This is a genomic window from Marinobacterium iners, from assembly GCF_017310015.1.
GTDB lineage: Bacteria > Pseudomonadota > Gammaproteobacteria > Pseudomonadales > Balneatricaceae > Marinobacterium > Marinobacterium iners.
The window spans coordinates 3,489,963-3,505,967 of record NZ_CP022297.1; the positions used below are offsets into that span (position 1 = coordinate 3,489,963).

15 protein-coding genes are annotated in these 16,005 nt (G+C 57.5%); 10 read left to right on the plus strand and 5 right to left on the minus strand.

The window, feature by feature from the left end; translation table 11 throughout:
* Nucleotides 1-16: 16 nt before the first annotated feature.
* Both CFI10_RS16725 and CFI10_RS16730 read left to right on the plus strand, forming a co-directional pair.
* Entirely contained in the window at nucleotides 17-1,414 is a 1,398-nt protein-coding gene (locus CFI10_RS16725) for an OapA family protein (RefSeq protein ID WP_242530033.1), read from the plus strand.
* Nucleotides 1,411-2,520, plus strand: coding sequence for an anhydro-N-acetylmuramic acid kinase (locus CFI10_RS16730; RefSeq protein ID WP_206836658.1), 1,110 nt, complete (start codon nucleotides 1,411-1,413; stop codon nucleotides 2,518-2,520). The genes CFI10_RS16725 and CFI10_RS16730 overlap by 4 nt, the downstream gene beginning before the upstream one ends.
* A gap of 64 nt (nucleotides 2,521-2,584) precedes the next feature.
* On the opposite strand, the gene erpA is transcribed toward CFI10_RS16730, so the two are convergent.
* Nucleotides 2,585-2,932, minus strand: a complete 348-nt coding sequence (gene erpA / locus CFI10_RS16735; protein ID WP_091827629.1) for an iron-sulfur cluster insertion protein ErpA — start codon at nucleotides 2,930-2,932, stop codon at nucleotides 2,585-2,587.
* Nucleotides 2,933-2,993: 61 nt separating this feature from the next.
* The gene (gene argC / locus CFI10_RS16740) at nucleotides 2,994-4,028 is read right to left on the minus strand and encodes an N-acetyl-gamma-glutamyl-phosphate reductase (protein ID WP_091827675.1); all 1,035 of its coding nucleotides are present in this window, start codon (nucleotides 4,026-4,028) and stop codon (nucleotides 2,994-2,996) included.
* 86 nt (nucleotides 4,029-4,114) lie between these two features.
* Here argC and CFI10_RS16745 point away from each other — a divergent pair, with 86 nt between their 5' ends.
* Genes CFI10_RS16745 through CFI10_RS16760 form a run of 4 tightly spaced genes read left to right on the plus strand, consistent with a single transcriptional unit; the run spans nucleotide 4,115 to nucleotide 8,391 of the window.
* Entirely contained in the window at nucleotides 4,115-5,842 is a 1,728-nt protein-coding gene (locus CFI10_RS16745) for a chloride channel protein (protein WP_206836662.1), read from the plus strand.
* A complete protein-coding gene (gene thiE / locus CFI10_RS16750) occupies nucleotides 5,842-6,489 on the plus strand; it encodes a thiamine phosphate synthase (protein ID WP_206836665.1) in 648 nt (215 codons plus the stop codon). Before CFI10_RS16745 ends, thiE begins: the two co-directional genes overlap by 1 nt.
* Before the next feature lie 12 nt (nucleotides 6,490-6,501).
* Complete coding sequence (gene hemL, locus CFI10_RS16755; protein ID WP_206836668.1) at nucleotides 6,502-7,788, plus strand: glutamate-1-semialdehyde 2,1-aminomutase; 1,287 nt, start codon at nucleotides 6,502-6,504, stop codon at nucleotides 7,786-7,788.
* 3 nt (nucleotides 7,789-7,791) lie between these two features.
* Complete coding sequence (locus tag CFI10_RS16760) at nucleotides 7,792-8,391, plus strand: hypothetical protein (RefSeq protein ID WP_206836671.1); 600 nt, start codon at nucleotides 7,792-7,794, stop codon at nucleotides 8,389-8,391.
* Here the strand turns inward: CFI10_RS16760 and CFI10_RS16765 are convergent.
* Together CFI10_RS16765 and mrcB are read right to left on the minus strand one after the other, a co-directional pair.
* Nucleotides 8,385-8,945 (minus strand): tetratricopeptide repeat protein, encoded by a 561-nt coding sequence (locus CFI10_RS16765; protein ID WP_206836673.1) that lies wholly within the window; start codon nucleotides 8,943-8,945, stop codon nucleotides 8,385-8,387. The genes CFI10_RS16760 and CFI10_RS16765 overlap by 7 nt on opposite strands.
* A gap of 40 nt (nucleotides 8,946-8,985) precedes the next feature.
* The gene (mrcB, locus tag CFI10_RS16770) at nucleotides 8,986-11,319 is read right to left on the minus strand and encodes a penicillin-binding protein 1B (protein ID WP_206836677.1); all 2,334 of its coding nucleotides are present in this window, start codon (nucleotides 11,317-11,319) and stop codon (nucleotides 8,986-8,988) included.
* Between the two features lie 46 nt (nucleotides 11,320-11,365).
* Between mrcB and CFI10_RS16775 the strand changes: the two genes are divergently transcribed.
* Both CFI10_RS16775 and CFI10_RS16780 read left to right on the plus strand, forming a co-directional pair.
* A complete protein-coding gene (locus tag CFI10_RS16775; RefSeq protein ID WP_206836680.1) occupies nucleotides 11,366-12,895 on the plus strand; it encodes a bifunctional aminoglycoside phosphotransferase/ATP-binding protein in 1,530 nt (509 codons plus the stop codon).
* A gap of 24 nt (nucleotides 12,896-12,919) precedes the next feature.
* On the plus strand, nucleotides 12,920-13,240 hold the full coding sequence (locus CFI10_RS16780) for a Rieske (2Fe-2S) protein (RefSeq protein ID WP_091827637.1): 321 nt from the start codon (nucleotides 12,920-12,922) through the stop codon (nucleotides 13,238-13,240).
* Here the strand turns inward: CFI10_RS16780 and CFI10_RS16785 are convergent.
* Nucleotides 13,227-14,393: a pyridoxal phosphate-dependent aminotransferase gene (locus CFI10_RS16785; RefSeq protein ID WP_206836682.1), complete on the minus strand. Its 1,167-nt coding sequence runs from the start codon at nucleotides 14,391-14,393 to the stop codon at nucleotides 13,227-13,229. The genes CFI10_RS16780 and CFI10_RS16785 overlap by 14 nt on opposite strands.
* 240 nt (nucleotides 14,394-14,633) lie before the next feature.
* Here CFI10_RS16785 and dksA point away from each other — a divergent pair, with 240 nt between their 5' ends.
* Together dksA and gluQRS are read left to right on the plus strand one after the other, a co-directional pair.
* Nucleotides 14,634-15,065 (plus strand): RNA polymerase-binding protein DksA, encoded by a 432-nt coding sequence (dksA, locus tag CFI10_RS16790; RefSeq protein ID WP_091827639.1) that lies wholly within the window; start codon nucleotides 14,634-14,636, stop codon nucleotides 15,063-15,065.
* A gap of 55 nt (nucleotides 15,066-15,120) precedes the next feature.
* Nucleotides 15,121-16,005 carry a tRNA glutamyl-Q(34) synthetase GluQRS gene (gluQRS, locus tag CFI10_RS16795; protein ID WP_206836684.1) on the plus strand — a complete coding sequence of 295 codons (885 nt, stop codon included), beginning with the start codon at nucleotides 15,121-15,123 and terminating at the stop codon, nucleotides 16,003-16,005.

A 16,005-nucleotide genomic window follows, 5' to 3' on the forward strand; every position in this document is an offset into this window, starting at 1 on the left:
TGACATGGGTGTGTTCGTGACCTCTTTTCTCCGTACTTTGCGCCAGCTTCCTCCGATACACATTGCCGCTGCCATGATTTGTATTGCGGTGATCAGCCTGATTTTCATTTTGATGCCAACTGAAGAGGCCGAAGCGATTAACCGGCCCATTTCACATCAGGAGCCCCCTGCCTCATTCACTGTTGACGACACATCACAACTTGTGGAACCCGATACACAAAATAATACTTCACCAACCTCAGTGGCACTCCCCATACCCACCGAATCCGAGGCCAGCATCCATCCAGCCGAAGCAGCAAGTCCGGCCGAAAACTGGGTCGAATACCGGATCCAGTCCGGGGACAACCTGACCTCTCTGTTCAAACGAGCAGGCCTCGGTCCGCGTGATGTGTATCGAGTGTCCAGTGCCGTAAGCGGAAGCAATGCTCTCAAGCAACTGCGCCCCGGCGAACATATCTCTCTTCTTGTCGAAGATGGCCAATTGACAAAGCTGCGCCATGTTCGCAGTCGCTTGAGCAGCACCCTGCTCGTGCAAACAGAAAAAGGCTATGAAGTTGTGGAGGAAGAGCGCACACCAGAAAAGCGCACTGCGCACGCTCAGGGCCAGATAGAAAATTCGCTGTTCCTTGATGCCGCCCGTGCAGGTCTTTCTGATAAAGTCATAATGGAGTTGGCCTCGATCTTTGGTTGGGATGTCGACTTTGCGCTCGACATTCGGCGCGGTGACAGCTTCCAGGTGCTGTTTGAGGAAGAGTTTCTGGAAGGTGAAAAAATCGGGGACGGCAAAATTCTCGCAGCTCGCTTCGTTAACCAGGGGCAGAGCTACGAAGCCGTCCGTTATACGGACAGCAAAGGCGAGACCAACTATTTCACCCCTGATGGTCGCAGCATGCGCAAGGCATTCTTGCGATCCCCCGTCGACTTCCGGCGTATCAGCTCGCACTTCAAACCGGAACGCTTCCATCCAGTATTGGGCAAGAGACGCCCCCACCGAGGGGTTGATTACGCCGCCGCCACCGGCACACCAATCAAGGCTGCCGGTGATGGCAAAGTCATTTGGCGAGGCACCAAGGGCGGATATGGCCGTACCATCATCATCCAGCACGGTGGCAATATTACAACGCTGTATGCGCACATGAGTCGCTACCAAAAGGGCGTCAACAACGGCAGTCGCGTCAAACAGGGCCAGATCATCGGTTATGTCGGCGCATCAGGCCTCGCCACCGGCCCACACCTGCACTATGAATTCCGCATTAATGGCACTCATAAGAACCCGCTCACTGTAGCCTTGCCTCAGGCTGAATCGGTTCCGGCAAACGAGATGAATGCTTTCAACTCCCAGACAGGCAGCATCATGGCCGAGCTGAATCAGCGAACCGACACCCGCCTTGCCCTGAATGAGCCTGAACAATGACAGACCCGGAGTTTTATATCGGACTGATGTCCGGAACAAGCCTGGACAGCATAGACGCGGTACTGGTTCGATTCACACCGTCGTTCGAACTCTGCTCGGCTTACAGCCACCCCCTGCCCAGTGAGCTGCGCCAGCAGATCACCCAGCTGACGCAGCCCGGCAATGATGAGATTGAACAACTGGGGCGACTGGATATAGCGCTCGGTGAAATCTTTGCAGACGCAACTCTGTGTTTGTTGCAACAGGCCGGAGTATCGACTGACGCAATCAAGGCGATAGGCTCCCATGGCCAGACCGTTCGCCACCGGCCGGGGGCTGGCTTCAGCCTTCAGATTGGCGATCCAAACACGATTACAGAGCGCACCGGTATTACTACCGTAGCTGATTTCCGTCGCCGGGACTTGGCCGCTGGTGGTCAAGGCGCCCCACTGGTACCCGCCTTTCATGAGGCGTTATTCCGCAGTCCGATTGCCGACCGGATGATCGCCAACCTTGGCGGCATGGCCAATATTACCTTATTGCCGGCTGACCCGATGAGTCCGGTGCTGGGCTACGACACTGGGCCGGCCAATGTGCTGATGGATGGATGGATCGAGCACAACCAACTCGGCTGTTACGACAGGGACGGCGCTTGGGCTGCAACGGGTACAGTCGACACCAAACTGCTGAATGCCTTGCTTGCACACCCTTTTTTTCACGCTGCGCCACCGAAAAGCACCGGACGCGAAGACTTCAACCCGAACTGGCTCAACATCATGCTTGCTCAATTCAACCATGAGCAGGCCCCTGAAAACATACAGGCGACACTGTTGGAACTGACAGCCATCACCCTGTGTGACGCCATCCGCAGCCAGCTGCTAATCCAACCTGAAGTGTATCTGTGTGGCGGAGGCAGCCATAACAGTCGCTTGGTGGAACGCATTCGCGCCCGACTCTCAGATTGCCGAGTTGACAGCACAACTGCACTTGGGCTTGACCCTGATTGGGTTGAAGCAACCGCTTTTGCATGGTTTGCCATGCGGACCCTTCAACAGCAAACCTCAAGCCTGCCAGAGGTGACAGGTGCCAAAGGCCCTCGCATACTGGGCACTATCTGTCCGGCCTGAATTCCGAAATGCAAAACGCCAGCTCAGCGGCTGGCGTTTTGACTGACTGATCGGTACAGAGAGATCAAATCGAAAAGGAAGAACCACACCCACAGGTTGTAGCGGCGTTGGGGTTGTTGATTACAAACTGCGAACCCTGCAGCCCTTCCTTATAATCTACCTCAGCGCCAGCCAGATACTGGAAGCTCATCGGGTCAACGACCAACAGCACACCATCACGCTCTACGACTGTATCGTCATCAGCCGTATTTTCATCGAAGGTGAAACCATAGGAAAAACCGGCACACCCCCCTCCGGTGATATAAACCCGCAGCTTCAGATTGTCATTTTGCTCTTCATCAAGCAAACGTCTAACTTTTCGAGCTGCCGCCTCGGTAAACGCAAGCGGAGCATCCTGTGCAGTTTCACTCATAGTCACACCAAACCTTTTCAATGCCGCGCATTTTGACTAAACCAACCAAATTAGTCAAGTATTACGGCATCAGTGCGACCTGTTCGAGGCCTGAACGCTCCGGCAGATCAAACATCAGGTTCATGATCTGCACTGCCTGACCGGATGCCCCTTTGACCAGATTGTCGATAACCGACAGCACAACAACGACATCTTCCCCCTGCGGCTGGTGCACACTGATGCGGCACATATTGGAGCCTTTCACACTGCGTGTTTCAGGGTGGCTGCCGGCCGGCATCACATCAACAAATGGCTCATTGCGATAGCGCTCTTCAAACAGCGCCTGCAAATCAGGCCCCACTGGATCCTTCAGCACAGAGTACAGGGTTGCATGAATACCACGAATCATCGGCATCAGGTGTGGCGAGAAGGTTAGTCCCACCGGGCGTTCAGCGATACCGGACAGACCCTGACGAATCTCCGGCAGATGGCGATGACCGGGCACACCGTAGGCCTTGACGCTTTCGCTGGCTTCACACAGCAGAGTACCCACGCTGGCACCACGTCCCGCACCGCTGGCACCTGACTTGCAGTCCGCAATCAGGCGACGGTGATCAACCAGCTTGCTTTCCAGCAGTGGCAGATAACCCAACTGCACGGCAGTAGGATAGCAGCCAGCACAACCAATCAACTCAGCACCCTTGATCTGATCACGGTTCAGTTCAGGCAGGCCATACACAGCCTTGGCCACCAAATCAGGGCATGTGTGCTTAAGGTTGTACCATTTTTCCCACAGCTCGATATCCTTGATACGGAAATCAGCGCCCAAATCGATTACACGCACACCGCGCTCGACCAGCTCTGGCGCCATGCTCATGGCAACCCCGTGAGGGGTGGCAAAGAACACCACATCACAGGCCGCCAACCGATCCACATCCGGAACCGTAAAGGTAATATCATGGTGGCCACGCAGGTTGGGATACATGTCGGCAACCGGAATACCCTCCTCGGATCGGGATGTAATGACCTCAACCCGCGCTTGCGGGTGATTAGCCAGAAGCCGCAACAATTCAACACCGGTATAACCGGTTCCGCCGACGATACCTACCTTGACCACATGCACCTCTCATCAGTATGCGAAAACTGTTAGGGTATAATACTCAGCCGTTCTGCAGATGACCACCGAGCACCCGAGAACCCATCATGCCACACCGACTGCTGTCACTGGAACACTTCCGCACCCGGCTGGCTCATGTTGATGCCTTGCCCCAGCTGGTGGTGCTTGGCGTATTGTCGGGGCTCGTGGCCGGCGGACTCATGAGCCTGTTCCGAGGCGCTTACAACCTGTTGCAGCACTGGCTGCTTTCCGGTGGCACCGAAAACTTTGAAAGCCTTCCCGAAATCAGTCGCCTGCTGTTTCCCGTGGTCGGCAGCCTGTTGCTGATTCTGCTCTACCTTTCGATCCCCGCCCATGCTCGCAGCGTGGGTATCGTCCACCTGCTGGAACGCCTCAACAACCATCAGGGTCGCATGCCCGGCAGCAACATGCTGGTCCAGCTGCTGGCCGCACTCATTGCACTGGCCAGCGGCCATTCGGTTGGCCGTGAGGGCCCGGCCGTCCATATGGGCGCCGCCTCCAGCAGCTGGCTTGGCCAACGCCTCAATCTGCCCAACAACACGCTGCGCCTGCTGGTTGGCTGCGGTGCCGCTGCCGGCATCTCAGCCGCTTTCAACACACCGCTGGCAGGTGTCATTTTTGCCATGGAAGTGATTCTGCTTGAGTACACTCTGGTCGGTTTTTTGCCCATTATGGTAGCAGCCGTGGTCGGGGATGTTGTTGTGCGCCTGACTGTAGGCGAAGCCATTGTATTCAATGCCCCGGCCCTTCAGATCCACAAGCTGTCCGAACTGCCGCTGGTAATGCTACTGGGGCTGATGACCGGGCTTCTCGCGGTCGGCTTTCATTTTCTGTATCGCCACACCTTTCGCATCTGCCAGTGGAGCATACCCACTCGCTTCCTTCTCGCTGGCACTCTCACCGGACTGGTAGCTATGCATTGGCCAGAAGTCATGGGCAGTGGCTACGATACAATCGAGGCCCTGTTCCACACCCAGCCTGCGGCAATCTGGCTGCTGGGGTTGTTGCTGGCCAAATGGCTTCTGACTCCAGTGATCATCGCACTGGGCATTCCGGCCGGGCTCATTGCACCCTCTCTGTTTATCGGTGCCTCGGCAGGCGCTTTACTTGGTGCGACAGGCAACAGCCTGGGGCTGACGGCCGACACTGCACTTTACGCCATGCTTGGCATGGGTGCGATGATGGCGGCTCTGCTCAACGCCCCGCTGGCAGCCCTGCTGGCGATGCTGGAGCTGACCCACAACACCGCGATCATCCTGCCCGGCATGCTGGCAATCGTCACCGCCAACCTCACCACCCGTTACGGTTTCGGCCTGCCTTCGATATTTCATGCCTCTTTGCAGGCACAGGGGATGGATCTACGCCAGGCACCCTTGACTCAGGTGCTGTCTCGAGCAGCCGTTGGCAGCCTGATGCAACGAAACTTTGCGGAGACTGAGAGTATCATCAGCCTGTCGTCTGCACGTGACCTGCTGACCGCAGCACCTCAGTGGCTGCTGGTGCAAAAGGGTGATAACAGCTTTTTGCTGCCGCCGGCGGACCTGAAAGTCTGGCTTGAAAATGAAGCGGCAGACAAAACCGACCCCGAGCTGTCGATAAACCTGCTGGAAATACCGGCACAGCGACGGGATGTAATGCCCCTGCTCTATCGCTCCACGCTGAAGGAAGCGCTTGATCTGATGCTGCAACATCAGCTTGATTACCTGCTTGTCGTAAGCAACCAGGAGTCCCCACTGGGGCTGATCAGCAAAGAACAGATCGAGTCCTACTACAACCACAAGCAGAGCCTCTGATGCCTACATTCTCTTTATCAGGTCTTTACGGCATTACCGATGCCACCCTCATGCCCGATACCCAGACCATGCTGAACGCCTGTGAAGCGGCCATCGCTGGCGGCATGAAAGTCCTGCAGTATCGGGACAAGTCAAACAATTCAGCGCATCGCCTCGATCAGGCCAGCGCCTTGCGTGCATTGTGCCAAAGCCATAATTGTATCTTCCTGATCAACGATGATGTGGAGCTGGCACTGTCCTGCAAGGCTGACGGCGTCCATCTGGGGCAGAAGGATGGCAGCCTCACGGAGGCACGACAGCGACTGGGCAAAACCGCCATCATCGGACAGACCTGCCATGACCGGCTTGAGCTTGCAATCAGGGCCCAGGCCGAAGGTGCCAACTATGTTGCCTTCGGCGCTTTTTTCCCCTCCAACACCAAACCAGGCGCCAGCCCGGCTCCTTTGTCACTGCTCTCCACGGCACGAGCGCAACTGAGTGTACCCATGGTAGCGATAGGCGGCCTCAGCGTGGATAATGCGACACAAGTGATTACAGCTGGCGCCGACATGACCGCAGTCGTGCACGCCCTGTTCGCCGCGCAGGATATTCGCACTCGGGCTGAACAGTTCAGCCGGCTGTTCCGTATTCAGGCACAAGACCATTAAAGGAAGCGACACATGTCCCGTTCAGAATCCCTGTTCAAGGCCGCTCAGACTCACATCCCCGGTGGCGTCAATTCCCCGGTTCGCGCATTCAAGGGTGTTGGCGGCACCCCGGTTTTCTTCAAGCGAGGTGAGGGTCCTTTCCTGTATGACGAAGACGACCGCCGCTACATCGACTATGTAGGTTCGTGGGGCCCCATGTTGCTTGGGCACTCATTCCCTCCCGTGATTGAAGCGGTGCGCGCTGCACTGGATAACGGCCTCGGGTTTGGTGCCCCCACCGGCATTGAAACCGAAATGGCTGATCTGGTCTGCGAACTGGTGCCCTCCATGGAGATGGTCCGCATGGTCAGCTCCGGTACCGAGGCCACCATGAGCGCCATCCGTTTGGCCCGCGGTTACACCGGTCGTGACAAGATCGTGAAGTTCGAGGGCTGCTACCATGGTCACTCCGACTCCCTGCTCGTCAAGGCCGGCTCCGGCGCATTGACGCTGGGTGAGCCCAACTCACCCGGAGTGCCGGCCTCACTGGCCGAGCACACGATTACGCTGACTTATAACGATATTGACAATGTCCGCCAGGCCTTTGCCGAGATCGGCGATCAGGTTGCCTGCATTATTGTTGAACCCGTTGCCGGCAACATGAACTGTATTCTGCCCGAACCGGGCTTTCTGGAGTGTCTGCGCGAAGTCTGTGACGAACACGGCAGTGTACTGATTTTCGACGAGGTGATGACCGGATTCCGTGTGGCGCTGGGCGGTGCTCAGGAATATTTCAACATCAAACCGGACCTGACCACACTGGGCAAGATCATCGGTGGCGGCCTTCCGGTCGGAGCCTTCGGGGGTAAGCGTGAGATTATGCAGCATATCGCCCCGCTGGGTCCGGTGTATCAGGCCGGCACTCTGTCAGGTAACCCGCTGGCGATGGCGGCAGGTCTGACCATGCTACAGGCACTGCGTGAGCCGGGCATTCATGAGCAGCTTTCTGCCAAAACCGAATATCTGACCCAAGGGCTGGAAGCAATGGCCAAACGGCACGGTGTTGCGTTCACCACCAGCGCCATTGGCGGCATGTTCGGCCTTTTCTTCACCGAGCAGGAGACAATCAGCAGCTTTGCTGATGTGATGCACTGCGACGCGAAACGTTTTGGTGAATTCTTCCACGGCATGCTGGACGCAGGTATCTATCTGGCGCCCTCTGCGTTTGAAGCCGGCTTTGTTTCCAATGCACATACAGAAGCCGAACTGGATGCGACTCTGGAAGCGGCTGACAGCGTATTTGCCAAGCTGGCGGGATAACACATGGCGGGCGATATTGTACTGCTGGCAGCCGCCCTGTTCAGTGCGGTACTGATGTTCCGCCAGACGGAAGACACGTCTGAAGAGCAGAGTCTGTTGTTGAAAGTGAGCTGCCTCGCACTGGTGTTTGTGGCTCTGGCCGCACTGGGCCGCCTGACACTCACTGACAGCGGGCAGGATATCGAAACGCTGCAGCGCATGCTGGACAACCTGGCACTGTATGCCGCCCTGCCCCTGCTGGCCACCGTCATGGCAGGGCAGGCGATGCAATGGCACTGGTCCAGAGCGGGCTGGGGAAGGTGGCTGCTGGGACTGTTTGCTCTGTTTGAACTGTGCCGACGCATGGGGCTTGGCGAGGCCTACACACTGGCGATCGGCATCGCCATCAGCTTTGTGCTGCTGGGTGCCGCCCTGCGCCTGCACGGCACCTTTGCACGACTGGCCTCAGCCGGCAGTGGGCTGCTGCTGGCGGTTGCCGTGTGCAGTCCGCTTCTGCCGGTGCCCCCGTTACCAGCCTTTGTGCTCAGCTCAGCACTGGCAGCGGCCCTGCCTCTGTTTGCCTTTGCCCTGTTGAGCCAGGTTAAACAGCCGTCGCCTCAATAGGCGGCGGCTCGCTGGCGCGCTTCAGCCGCACCTGCACTGTTACCTCCTTCATTGCGAATTTCGGCAACCAGCGTCCATAAACGGCGCAGGGCGCTGTCCTGCCCGGAAGCGATGCTGATTCCCTTCAAAGCAACCTGTTCCGCTTGCAAAAACTGCCCCTGTCGACGCTGCACATCTGCCAGCTGGATATAGACCTCAGGGTCACGCGGGGCGATACGCAGGGCTCGCTCCAATCGACTCTGGGCCGTGCGCAAATCGCCACTGCCGGTATCGCTGCGGGCATTTTCCAGCAAGGCAACAACCGCTGGGCTCTGTGGCTGTACCGGCAGCGTTTCAGTGATAGCCTGACCAGACATGGGCTGCGGTGCTTCACGCTGGGCACGTATCACCGGCGCTTCACCCACCGGAATCACCTGCACCCCCGGGGTTTCCTCAACCGGAACCACACTGCCAGGCGGCTCTGCAGCGGGAGCGCGCGCGCCCCTATCCTCTACAGGCGCACGATAGGGATTGGGGCCTGCACAGCCGGCAAGCAGAGCAGCAAATGCTGCCATCAAACAGATCTTTTTCATCCTGTCCTTCTTTGATCAGTGATCAGTTAAACCAGTTGCGGAACCAGTCAAGTGAGCGGTTAATCGGATTATGCTGACCGCAATCGACGCTTTGTTCTGGTGCTGTGCCCTTCAGGAACGGCAGCTGACGAGACCCCTCACAGCGCTCATCCGAGCGTAGACCTGTAGCCTCATCGATCCAGACATACTCAACACCGGCAGGGCGAGTTGCGATAAACGGTTCCGGACGTTCGCGTCGCATCAGCTCGGTCCAGACCCGCAGGGCTCCACTCGATCCGGTAAACGGCAGTGACGTATTATCATCACGCCCCAGCCAGACCACTGCAAGCCGATCACCCGTAAAACCAGCAAACCAACTGTCGCGCTGGTCGTTCGAGGTACCGGTCTTGCCGGCCACGTTCAGATTCGCCGGCAGAGTATTGTATACGCTGCGTGCCGTACCTTCGCGCGCAACCTCCTGCAAGGCATACTGCATCAGATGTACAATTTCCGGCTTGACCTGCTGTTTCAATGTAAACGGATAACGTGACAACTCTTTGCCTTCGGCATCGGTCACCCGGCGTATCACTCGCAAAGGCATTTTGAAGCCATTCGCCGCGATAGTCTGATAGATACTGGCCAGTTCCAGTGGCGAGAGCGCCTGCGCACCCAGGAGCAGAGAGGGAAAAGACTTGAGTTCGCGCTCGGCACCAAGACGCTCCAGCATGTCAATCACGCGCCCCAGCCCAACCTCCATACCCAAACGAGCGGTGGACTGATTATAGGAAAGCGCCAGTGAACGGTGCAACGGCACCACCCCGTGACTGCGGCGATCAAAATTCTGCGGCTGCCACAGAGATCCATCTGGCTGCTTCAGCTCAAAAGGCTCGTCTTGCAGCGGCGTTGCCAGTGTATAGCCCTGCTCCAGCGCCGCCAGATATACCGCAGGCTTTACCAAAGAGCCGATTGGACGCAGCGCATCCAGCGCACGGTTGAAGCCTTCGTAGCGTGTTTCACGCCCACCAATCAGCGCCAGCACTTCACCTGTCTGAGGATCCGTTACCACCATGCTGGCCTCAAGTCCGGCAGCCTTATTGCCATAGCGCTGCTCAAGCTGCTTCAGGCTCTGTTCCAGCGCCGCCTCGGCACGGGTTTGTACCAGCGGGTCAAGGGTCGTGAAGATGCGCAGCCCTTCCGTTGCCAGATCATCATCGCGATACTCTTCCCTCAACTTGCGCTTGACGAGATCAAGATAAGCGGGATACATCCCCTTGTGTAGGCTGCGTTGCTGTACCACGCCCAGCGTCCGGCCTTGGGCTTCATCATATTCCGCCCGGCTGATGTGGCGCTGTTCAAACAGCATTTTCAGCACCAGGTTGCGGCGCTCAAGCGCGCGTTCTGGATGGCGACGCGGATCATACCAGGATGGGCCTTTCACCATCCCAACCAACAATGCCACCTGATGCAACTCCAGCTCGGTAATCGGTCGAGCAAAGAAGTACTGACTGGCCAGCCCAAAGCCGTGAATCGCGCGACTACCGGACTGCCCCAGATACACTTCATTCAGATAGGCTTCAAGAATTTCTTCCTTGGAATAGTGCAGTTCCAGCAGTACCGCCATCGGCAGCTCCAGCAGCTTGCGACTCAGGGTACGGTCCGAGGTTAGGTAGAAGTTCTTTATCAGCTGCTGGGTCAACGTACTGCCGCCCTGGGCAAAACGACCGGCACGGATATTGACCCACATTGCACGGGCGATTCCCTTGAGCGAAACGCCGTGGTGTTCATAGAACGCCCGGTCTTCGACCGTGACCAGGGCTTGCGCAAGATGAGGGGGGGCCTGCTCCAGCTTGATCAGGTCACGATCTTCATTGGAGCGAGGGTAAATACCACCGATCAGAATCGGCTCCAGCCGCACCAGCGGCAGTTGCTGTCCACCCTGAGCCCGGATGGATGCAAGCCGATCACCGGAGAAACTCAGCAGCATGTTATGCGATGGCTCAGCCCCATCAGGAAAATTGAAACCTCGACTGTGAATACGCGCCCTGCTACTTGCCCATTCGACACTTCCAGGCCGGCTGGCCTGGCGCTCAAAGCGATACCCCAGCGCTCTGAGTTCCTGTTTGAGCTCATCCATGGCCAGTTTCTGTCCGGGGTACAGCTCCAGCGGTCGTGCATATACTTTTGCCGGCAGTGCCCAGCGTTTGCCTTCAAACTTGCTGCGCACCTGGGCATCCAGATAGATCAGGCCAACGCCGGCGATAACCGACAAAACCACACCCAGTTTGAGCAGCCATCCCAACAGGCGGCGCAGACGAGAGGGTCGTTTTGCCTGACGGGAGGCAGATCGTTTTGCGGTGGTGGTTCTCTTTTTAGTCATCGCGTCAGTATAATCTTATGCCATCGCTGACAACAGCAGGAGTCTCATGTTACCCAAACTGATACAGTCACTGAGCGAGCCCGGGCATTATCCTCACCCGACCGGCCCGATCCGAGTGATTGAAACACACATCTCCTGGCTACTGCTCACAGGCGAGTTTGCCTACAAAATCAAGAAGCCGGTCAACTTCGGCTTTCTTGACTTCACCACGCTTGAGCAGCGACGCCACTGCTGTGAAGAGGAACTGCGTCTAAACCAGCGCCTTGCACCGGATATCTACATCGATGTGGTTCCAATTGGAGGCTCTTGCACAGAACCCAAGCTGGGAGCCAGCGAGGGGATTATCGAATACGCGGTCCGAATGTATCAGTTCGATCCTGAACTTCGGCTTGACCGCCTGCTGCAGCGACAGCTGTTTGAAAGCCACTGGATCGACCTTTTGGCCGAGCAGATTGCAGAATTCCACCAAAAAATCCCGATCGTGGCTCAGGACAGCCCCTGGGGTGAGCCTGATACACTGTGGGAGGTCGTGGCTGACAACTTCCGTCATATCCCGCCTGATCATCTCGATACCGACGACTGGAGCCTGCTGCAGCGTCTGTCTGCACAGATCGCACAGCAGTTCCGTGCACTGGAAGACAGGCTCAGGCAGCGCAAACGCGAGGGGCACGTCCGCGAATGCCACGGCGACCTGCACTTGGCCAACATAAACCTGTTTCACGATCAGCTGCGTCTGTTTGACTGTATCGAGTTCAATCTGGAGTTTCGCTGGATAGACACGATCTCCGATCTGGCGTTTCTGTTGATGGATTTGGAGGCCAACCAGCAATTCCGTTGGGCCAACCGCTGTCTTAACCGTTACCTGGAGCTGACCGGCGACTACTCCAGCCTGCCACTGCTGAATTTTTTCAAGGCCTACCGCTCCATGGTGCGCGCGAAGGTTGCAATGCTTGGGCTGGAGCCCGACCTTGAAACCTGCCGCCACTATCTGCAATTGACAGCCCACTACTGTCGAGAGCGCAGCCCTACCGTATTCCTGATGCACGGGGTCAGCGGCAGCGGCAAAAGCTATTTGAGCGAACGCCTTGCAGAAGCGGTCGGCGTCATACGCATTCGGTCTGACGTCGAACGCAAACGCATCTACCGTGAGCTATCCCTGCAAGGCCATTCACTGGCGCTGTATGGGGCCGAAATAAACACGCGGACCTTTCAGTATCTGCATGACACAACGGCTCAGGCATTGAAGGCCGGATACTCCGTGGTGGTTGATGCCACGTTCATTCGACAGCGCACCCGCAATGCCTACGTCGAGCTTGCAAAGAACCTCGACATCCCGGTGAGAATTATCAGCTGCCACTGCGAACTCAACCTGATTGAGGCGCGTCTGAAACGACGTGAAGCGGAAGGCCGCGACCCTTCCGATGCCGATGTCAGCGTCATGCGCGAACAGATGAAAATACAGCAACCCCTGACCAGCGAAGAGCAGCTGATTACATTGCCGGTGGACACCCGCGATGATGAAGCGATCGAACAGCTAATGGCGCAGCTGCGCGCGCAACGCCTGATCACTGACTGACACCAACCGAAAGGCTGCTATCCCTTGAAACTGTGCACACTCGATGAATTACAGCTCAACAGCCCGCGGGGGTTTGATCTTGAGGATGGCACCGCTCTGTTGCTGATCCGACGCGGTGAGAGTGTTGTTGCCTGGCGCAACAGCTGTCCGCATCGTGGTATCCGATTGGAGTGGCAACCGAACCAGTTCCTCGACTACGAGAAACAGTTCATCCAGTGTGCCACCCACGGTGCTCTGTTCGGAATTGATGACGGCATCTGTATCGCGGGCCCCTGCCCCGGCGAGCAACTGGAAGCGTTGCCCGTCGAAGTTCGCGATGGCGAGGTGTGGCTTACGCGCGACTGATCCGCTGCTGCAGGCGCTCCAGCGCCAGTTCGATCCTATCCAGTCCCGTGGTATAGGAGAAGCGGATATATCGCTCAGACCGGTTATGACCAAAATCGGCCCCTGGTGTCACCGCGACATGATCCTCCTCCAGAAGCGACCAGCAGAAGGCAAAGCTGTCATCGGTCAGGTGAGAAGCATCGGCATAGACATAGAAAGCACCTTCCGGCATGCGAGGAATACCAAAGCCCAGCTCCCTTAACCCAGCCACAAGCCGATCACGACGTAACGCAAACGCCTGTCGGCGCTGTTCCAGTATCTCGATCGTGGCCGGCTCAAATGCGGCCAGCGCGGCATACTGTGACAGCGTTGCCGGCGAGATGAACAGGTTTTGTGCTATTTTTTCCATCTCGGCCACGGCCTCCTCCGGCGCCACCAGCCAACCGAGGCGCCAGCCGGTCATGCCGAAATACTTGGAGAAGCTGTTCAGCACCAGCGCATCCGGTGCCACCCCCAACACAGTGTCCGCATCAAAGCCATAGGTGAGACCATGATAGATCTCATCCACGATCAGCGAGCCGCCACACTGGCGCACCTGATCCGCAATGGCGCGCAGATGATCCGTTGGCACAACCGACCCGGTAGGGTTTGATGGGGACGCCAGCAACACCCCTGCCGTATCGTCGGCCCAGTGTTGCTCCACCAGATCCGCATTCAACTGATAGTTCAGCTCCGGTCCCACCGGCACCAACTGCCCACGTGCTTCCAGCAGGCGCAGAAACTGACGATTGCAGGGGTAGCCCGGATCCGCCAGCATGAAACGACTGCCAGGCGCCGCCAACAACGAGAACGCCAGCAAAAGAGCTCCAGAAGCACCGGCCGTAACCAACACCTGGCGCGGACTGATGTTGACGCCATAGCGCCGCTGGTAAAAATCCGCGATAGCCTCACGCAGCGGCATGATGCCACCTGCCGGGGTATAACGCGTATGCCCTGCATCCATGGCTCGACGTGCAGCCTGCATGATTGGCTCTGCTGTGGGAAAGTCGGGCTCCCCGGCCTCCATATGCACCACATCCCTGCCCTCGGCATCCAGCTCGGCCGCACGCTTGAGCAGATCCATCACCTTGAACGAATCAATCTCGCGTGCCCGTGCAGTCCAGTCCGATATCATCTTCACTCCTCCGATCCAGATAAGCGCCTCAGTATATCCGACAACACCTGTTGCAAGCCTCTGTTGCAGCGGGTGAAATCAATCGCGATGGCAAAAAGGCCAAACAGGTCTAGCCTAAAGACTGGGGTTCTGGTACTTTCACCGGCTTTTAAAGCACCATAGTGTTCCCATATCAGGGCGCCAGGCCGGAGCAATCGGGCTTTCCATGGTCTGAGCCCCCAATGACGTGAGGCTGCGCCCATGCCTAAAACAACAGATACCAAGTTCATGCACTTCGAACCTTACCCGCTGGATAACGGCGAAGAATACATGAACGAAGCGCAGAAAGAGCATTTCCGCAAGATTCTTCTTGGCTGGAAACGCGAGCTGATGGAGGAAGTCGACAGCACCATCACGCATCTCAAGGAAGAAGCCTCCAACTTTGCTGACCCAAGCGACCGCGCCAGTCAGGAAGAGGAATTCAGCCTTGAACTGCGCACCCGTGACCGCGAGCGCAAACTGATTCGCAAAATCGACGAAGCGCTTGAAAGCATCGACTCCGATGACTACGGCTACTGCGAGGCCTGCGGTGTCGAGATCGGCATCCGCCGTCTTGAAGCACGCCCGACGGCCACTCTATGCATCGATTGCAAGACGCTGGCTGAAATCAAGGAAAAGCAGCTCGGACGCTGAGCCTGCGCGTCGGGGCCTCTGGCCCCCGACTCCCGCCTGACATCGAGCCCTCACCTTGAGTTGCATCGGACGTTTTGCCCCGTCACCGACCGGCCCACTCCATTTCGGCTCTCTGCTTGCCGCACTGGCAAGCTATCTCGATATGCGTTCGCGCAATGGCGAGTGGCTGCTGCGGATAGAAGATCTTGACCCGCCACGCGAACAGCCCGGCGCGGCCGATTCGATTCTGCACACCCTTGACGCCTTCGGCCTGCACTGGGATGGCCCTGTGATATACCAAAGCACTCGGCTGAAGTGCTATCAGGACGCACTGGAGCAGTTACTGGACCAAGGCACTGCCTATCGCTGCAGCTGCAGTCGCAAGCAGCTCAGAGCCAGAGGCGTGACGGGCTTGTATGATGGCCACTGCCGGCGTCATCCGCCATCCGCCTCTGCCAGCTGCGCCGTTCGGGTGATTCACCCACAGGCAGAGCAACAGTTTCATGACCGCATCCAGGGTTTCAGAACGTACGACTGGCAGAATGATCGCGGGGATTTTGTCGTGTTTCGCCGTGATGGGCTGTTTGCCTATCAGCTGGCCGTCGTCGTTGATGACGCGGCCGCAGGTGTAACCGACATTGTGCGAGGAAGCGATCTGATCGACGAAACACCGCACCAGATCGCGCTGCAAACCCTGCTTGGCTATTCGACACCCCAGTACGCGCATATACCCGTGATCACAAACCCGGCCGGGCAGAAGCTGAGCAAACAGAACCTGGCACCGGCGATCGACCCTGGCCAACGCCAACAACTGCTGCTGCGCGCGCTGTCACTTCTCGGCCAGAAGCCACCCGCCGACCTGGCAACAGCCAGTCGGGATGAGTTACTCTCGTGGGCCATCACGCACTGGAACATCACTGCAGTTCCCGGCACACTGAGCCTGTGTGAACCCGAGACCTGA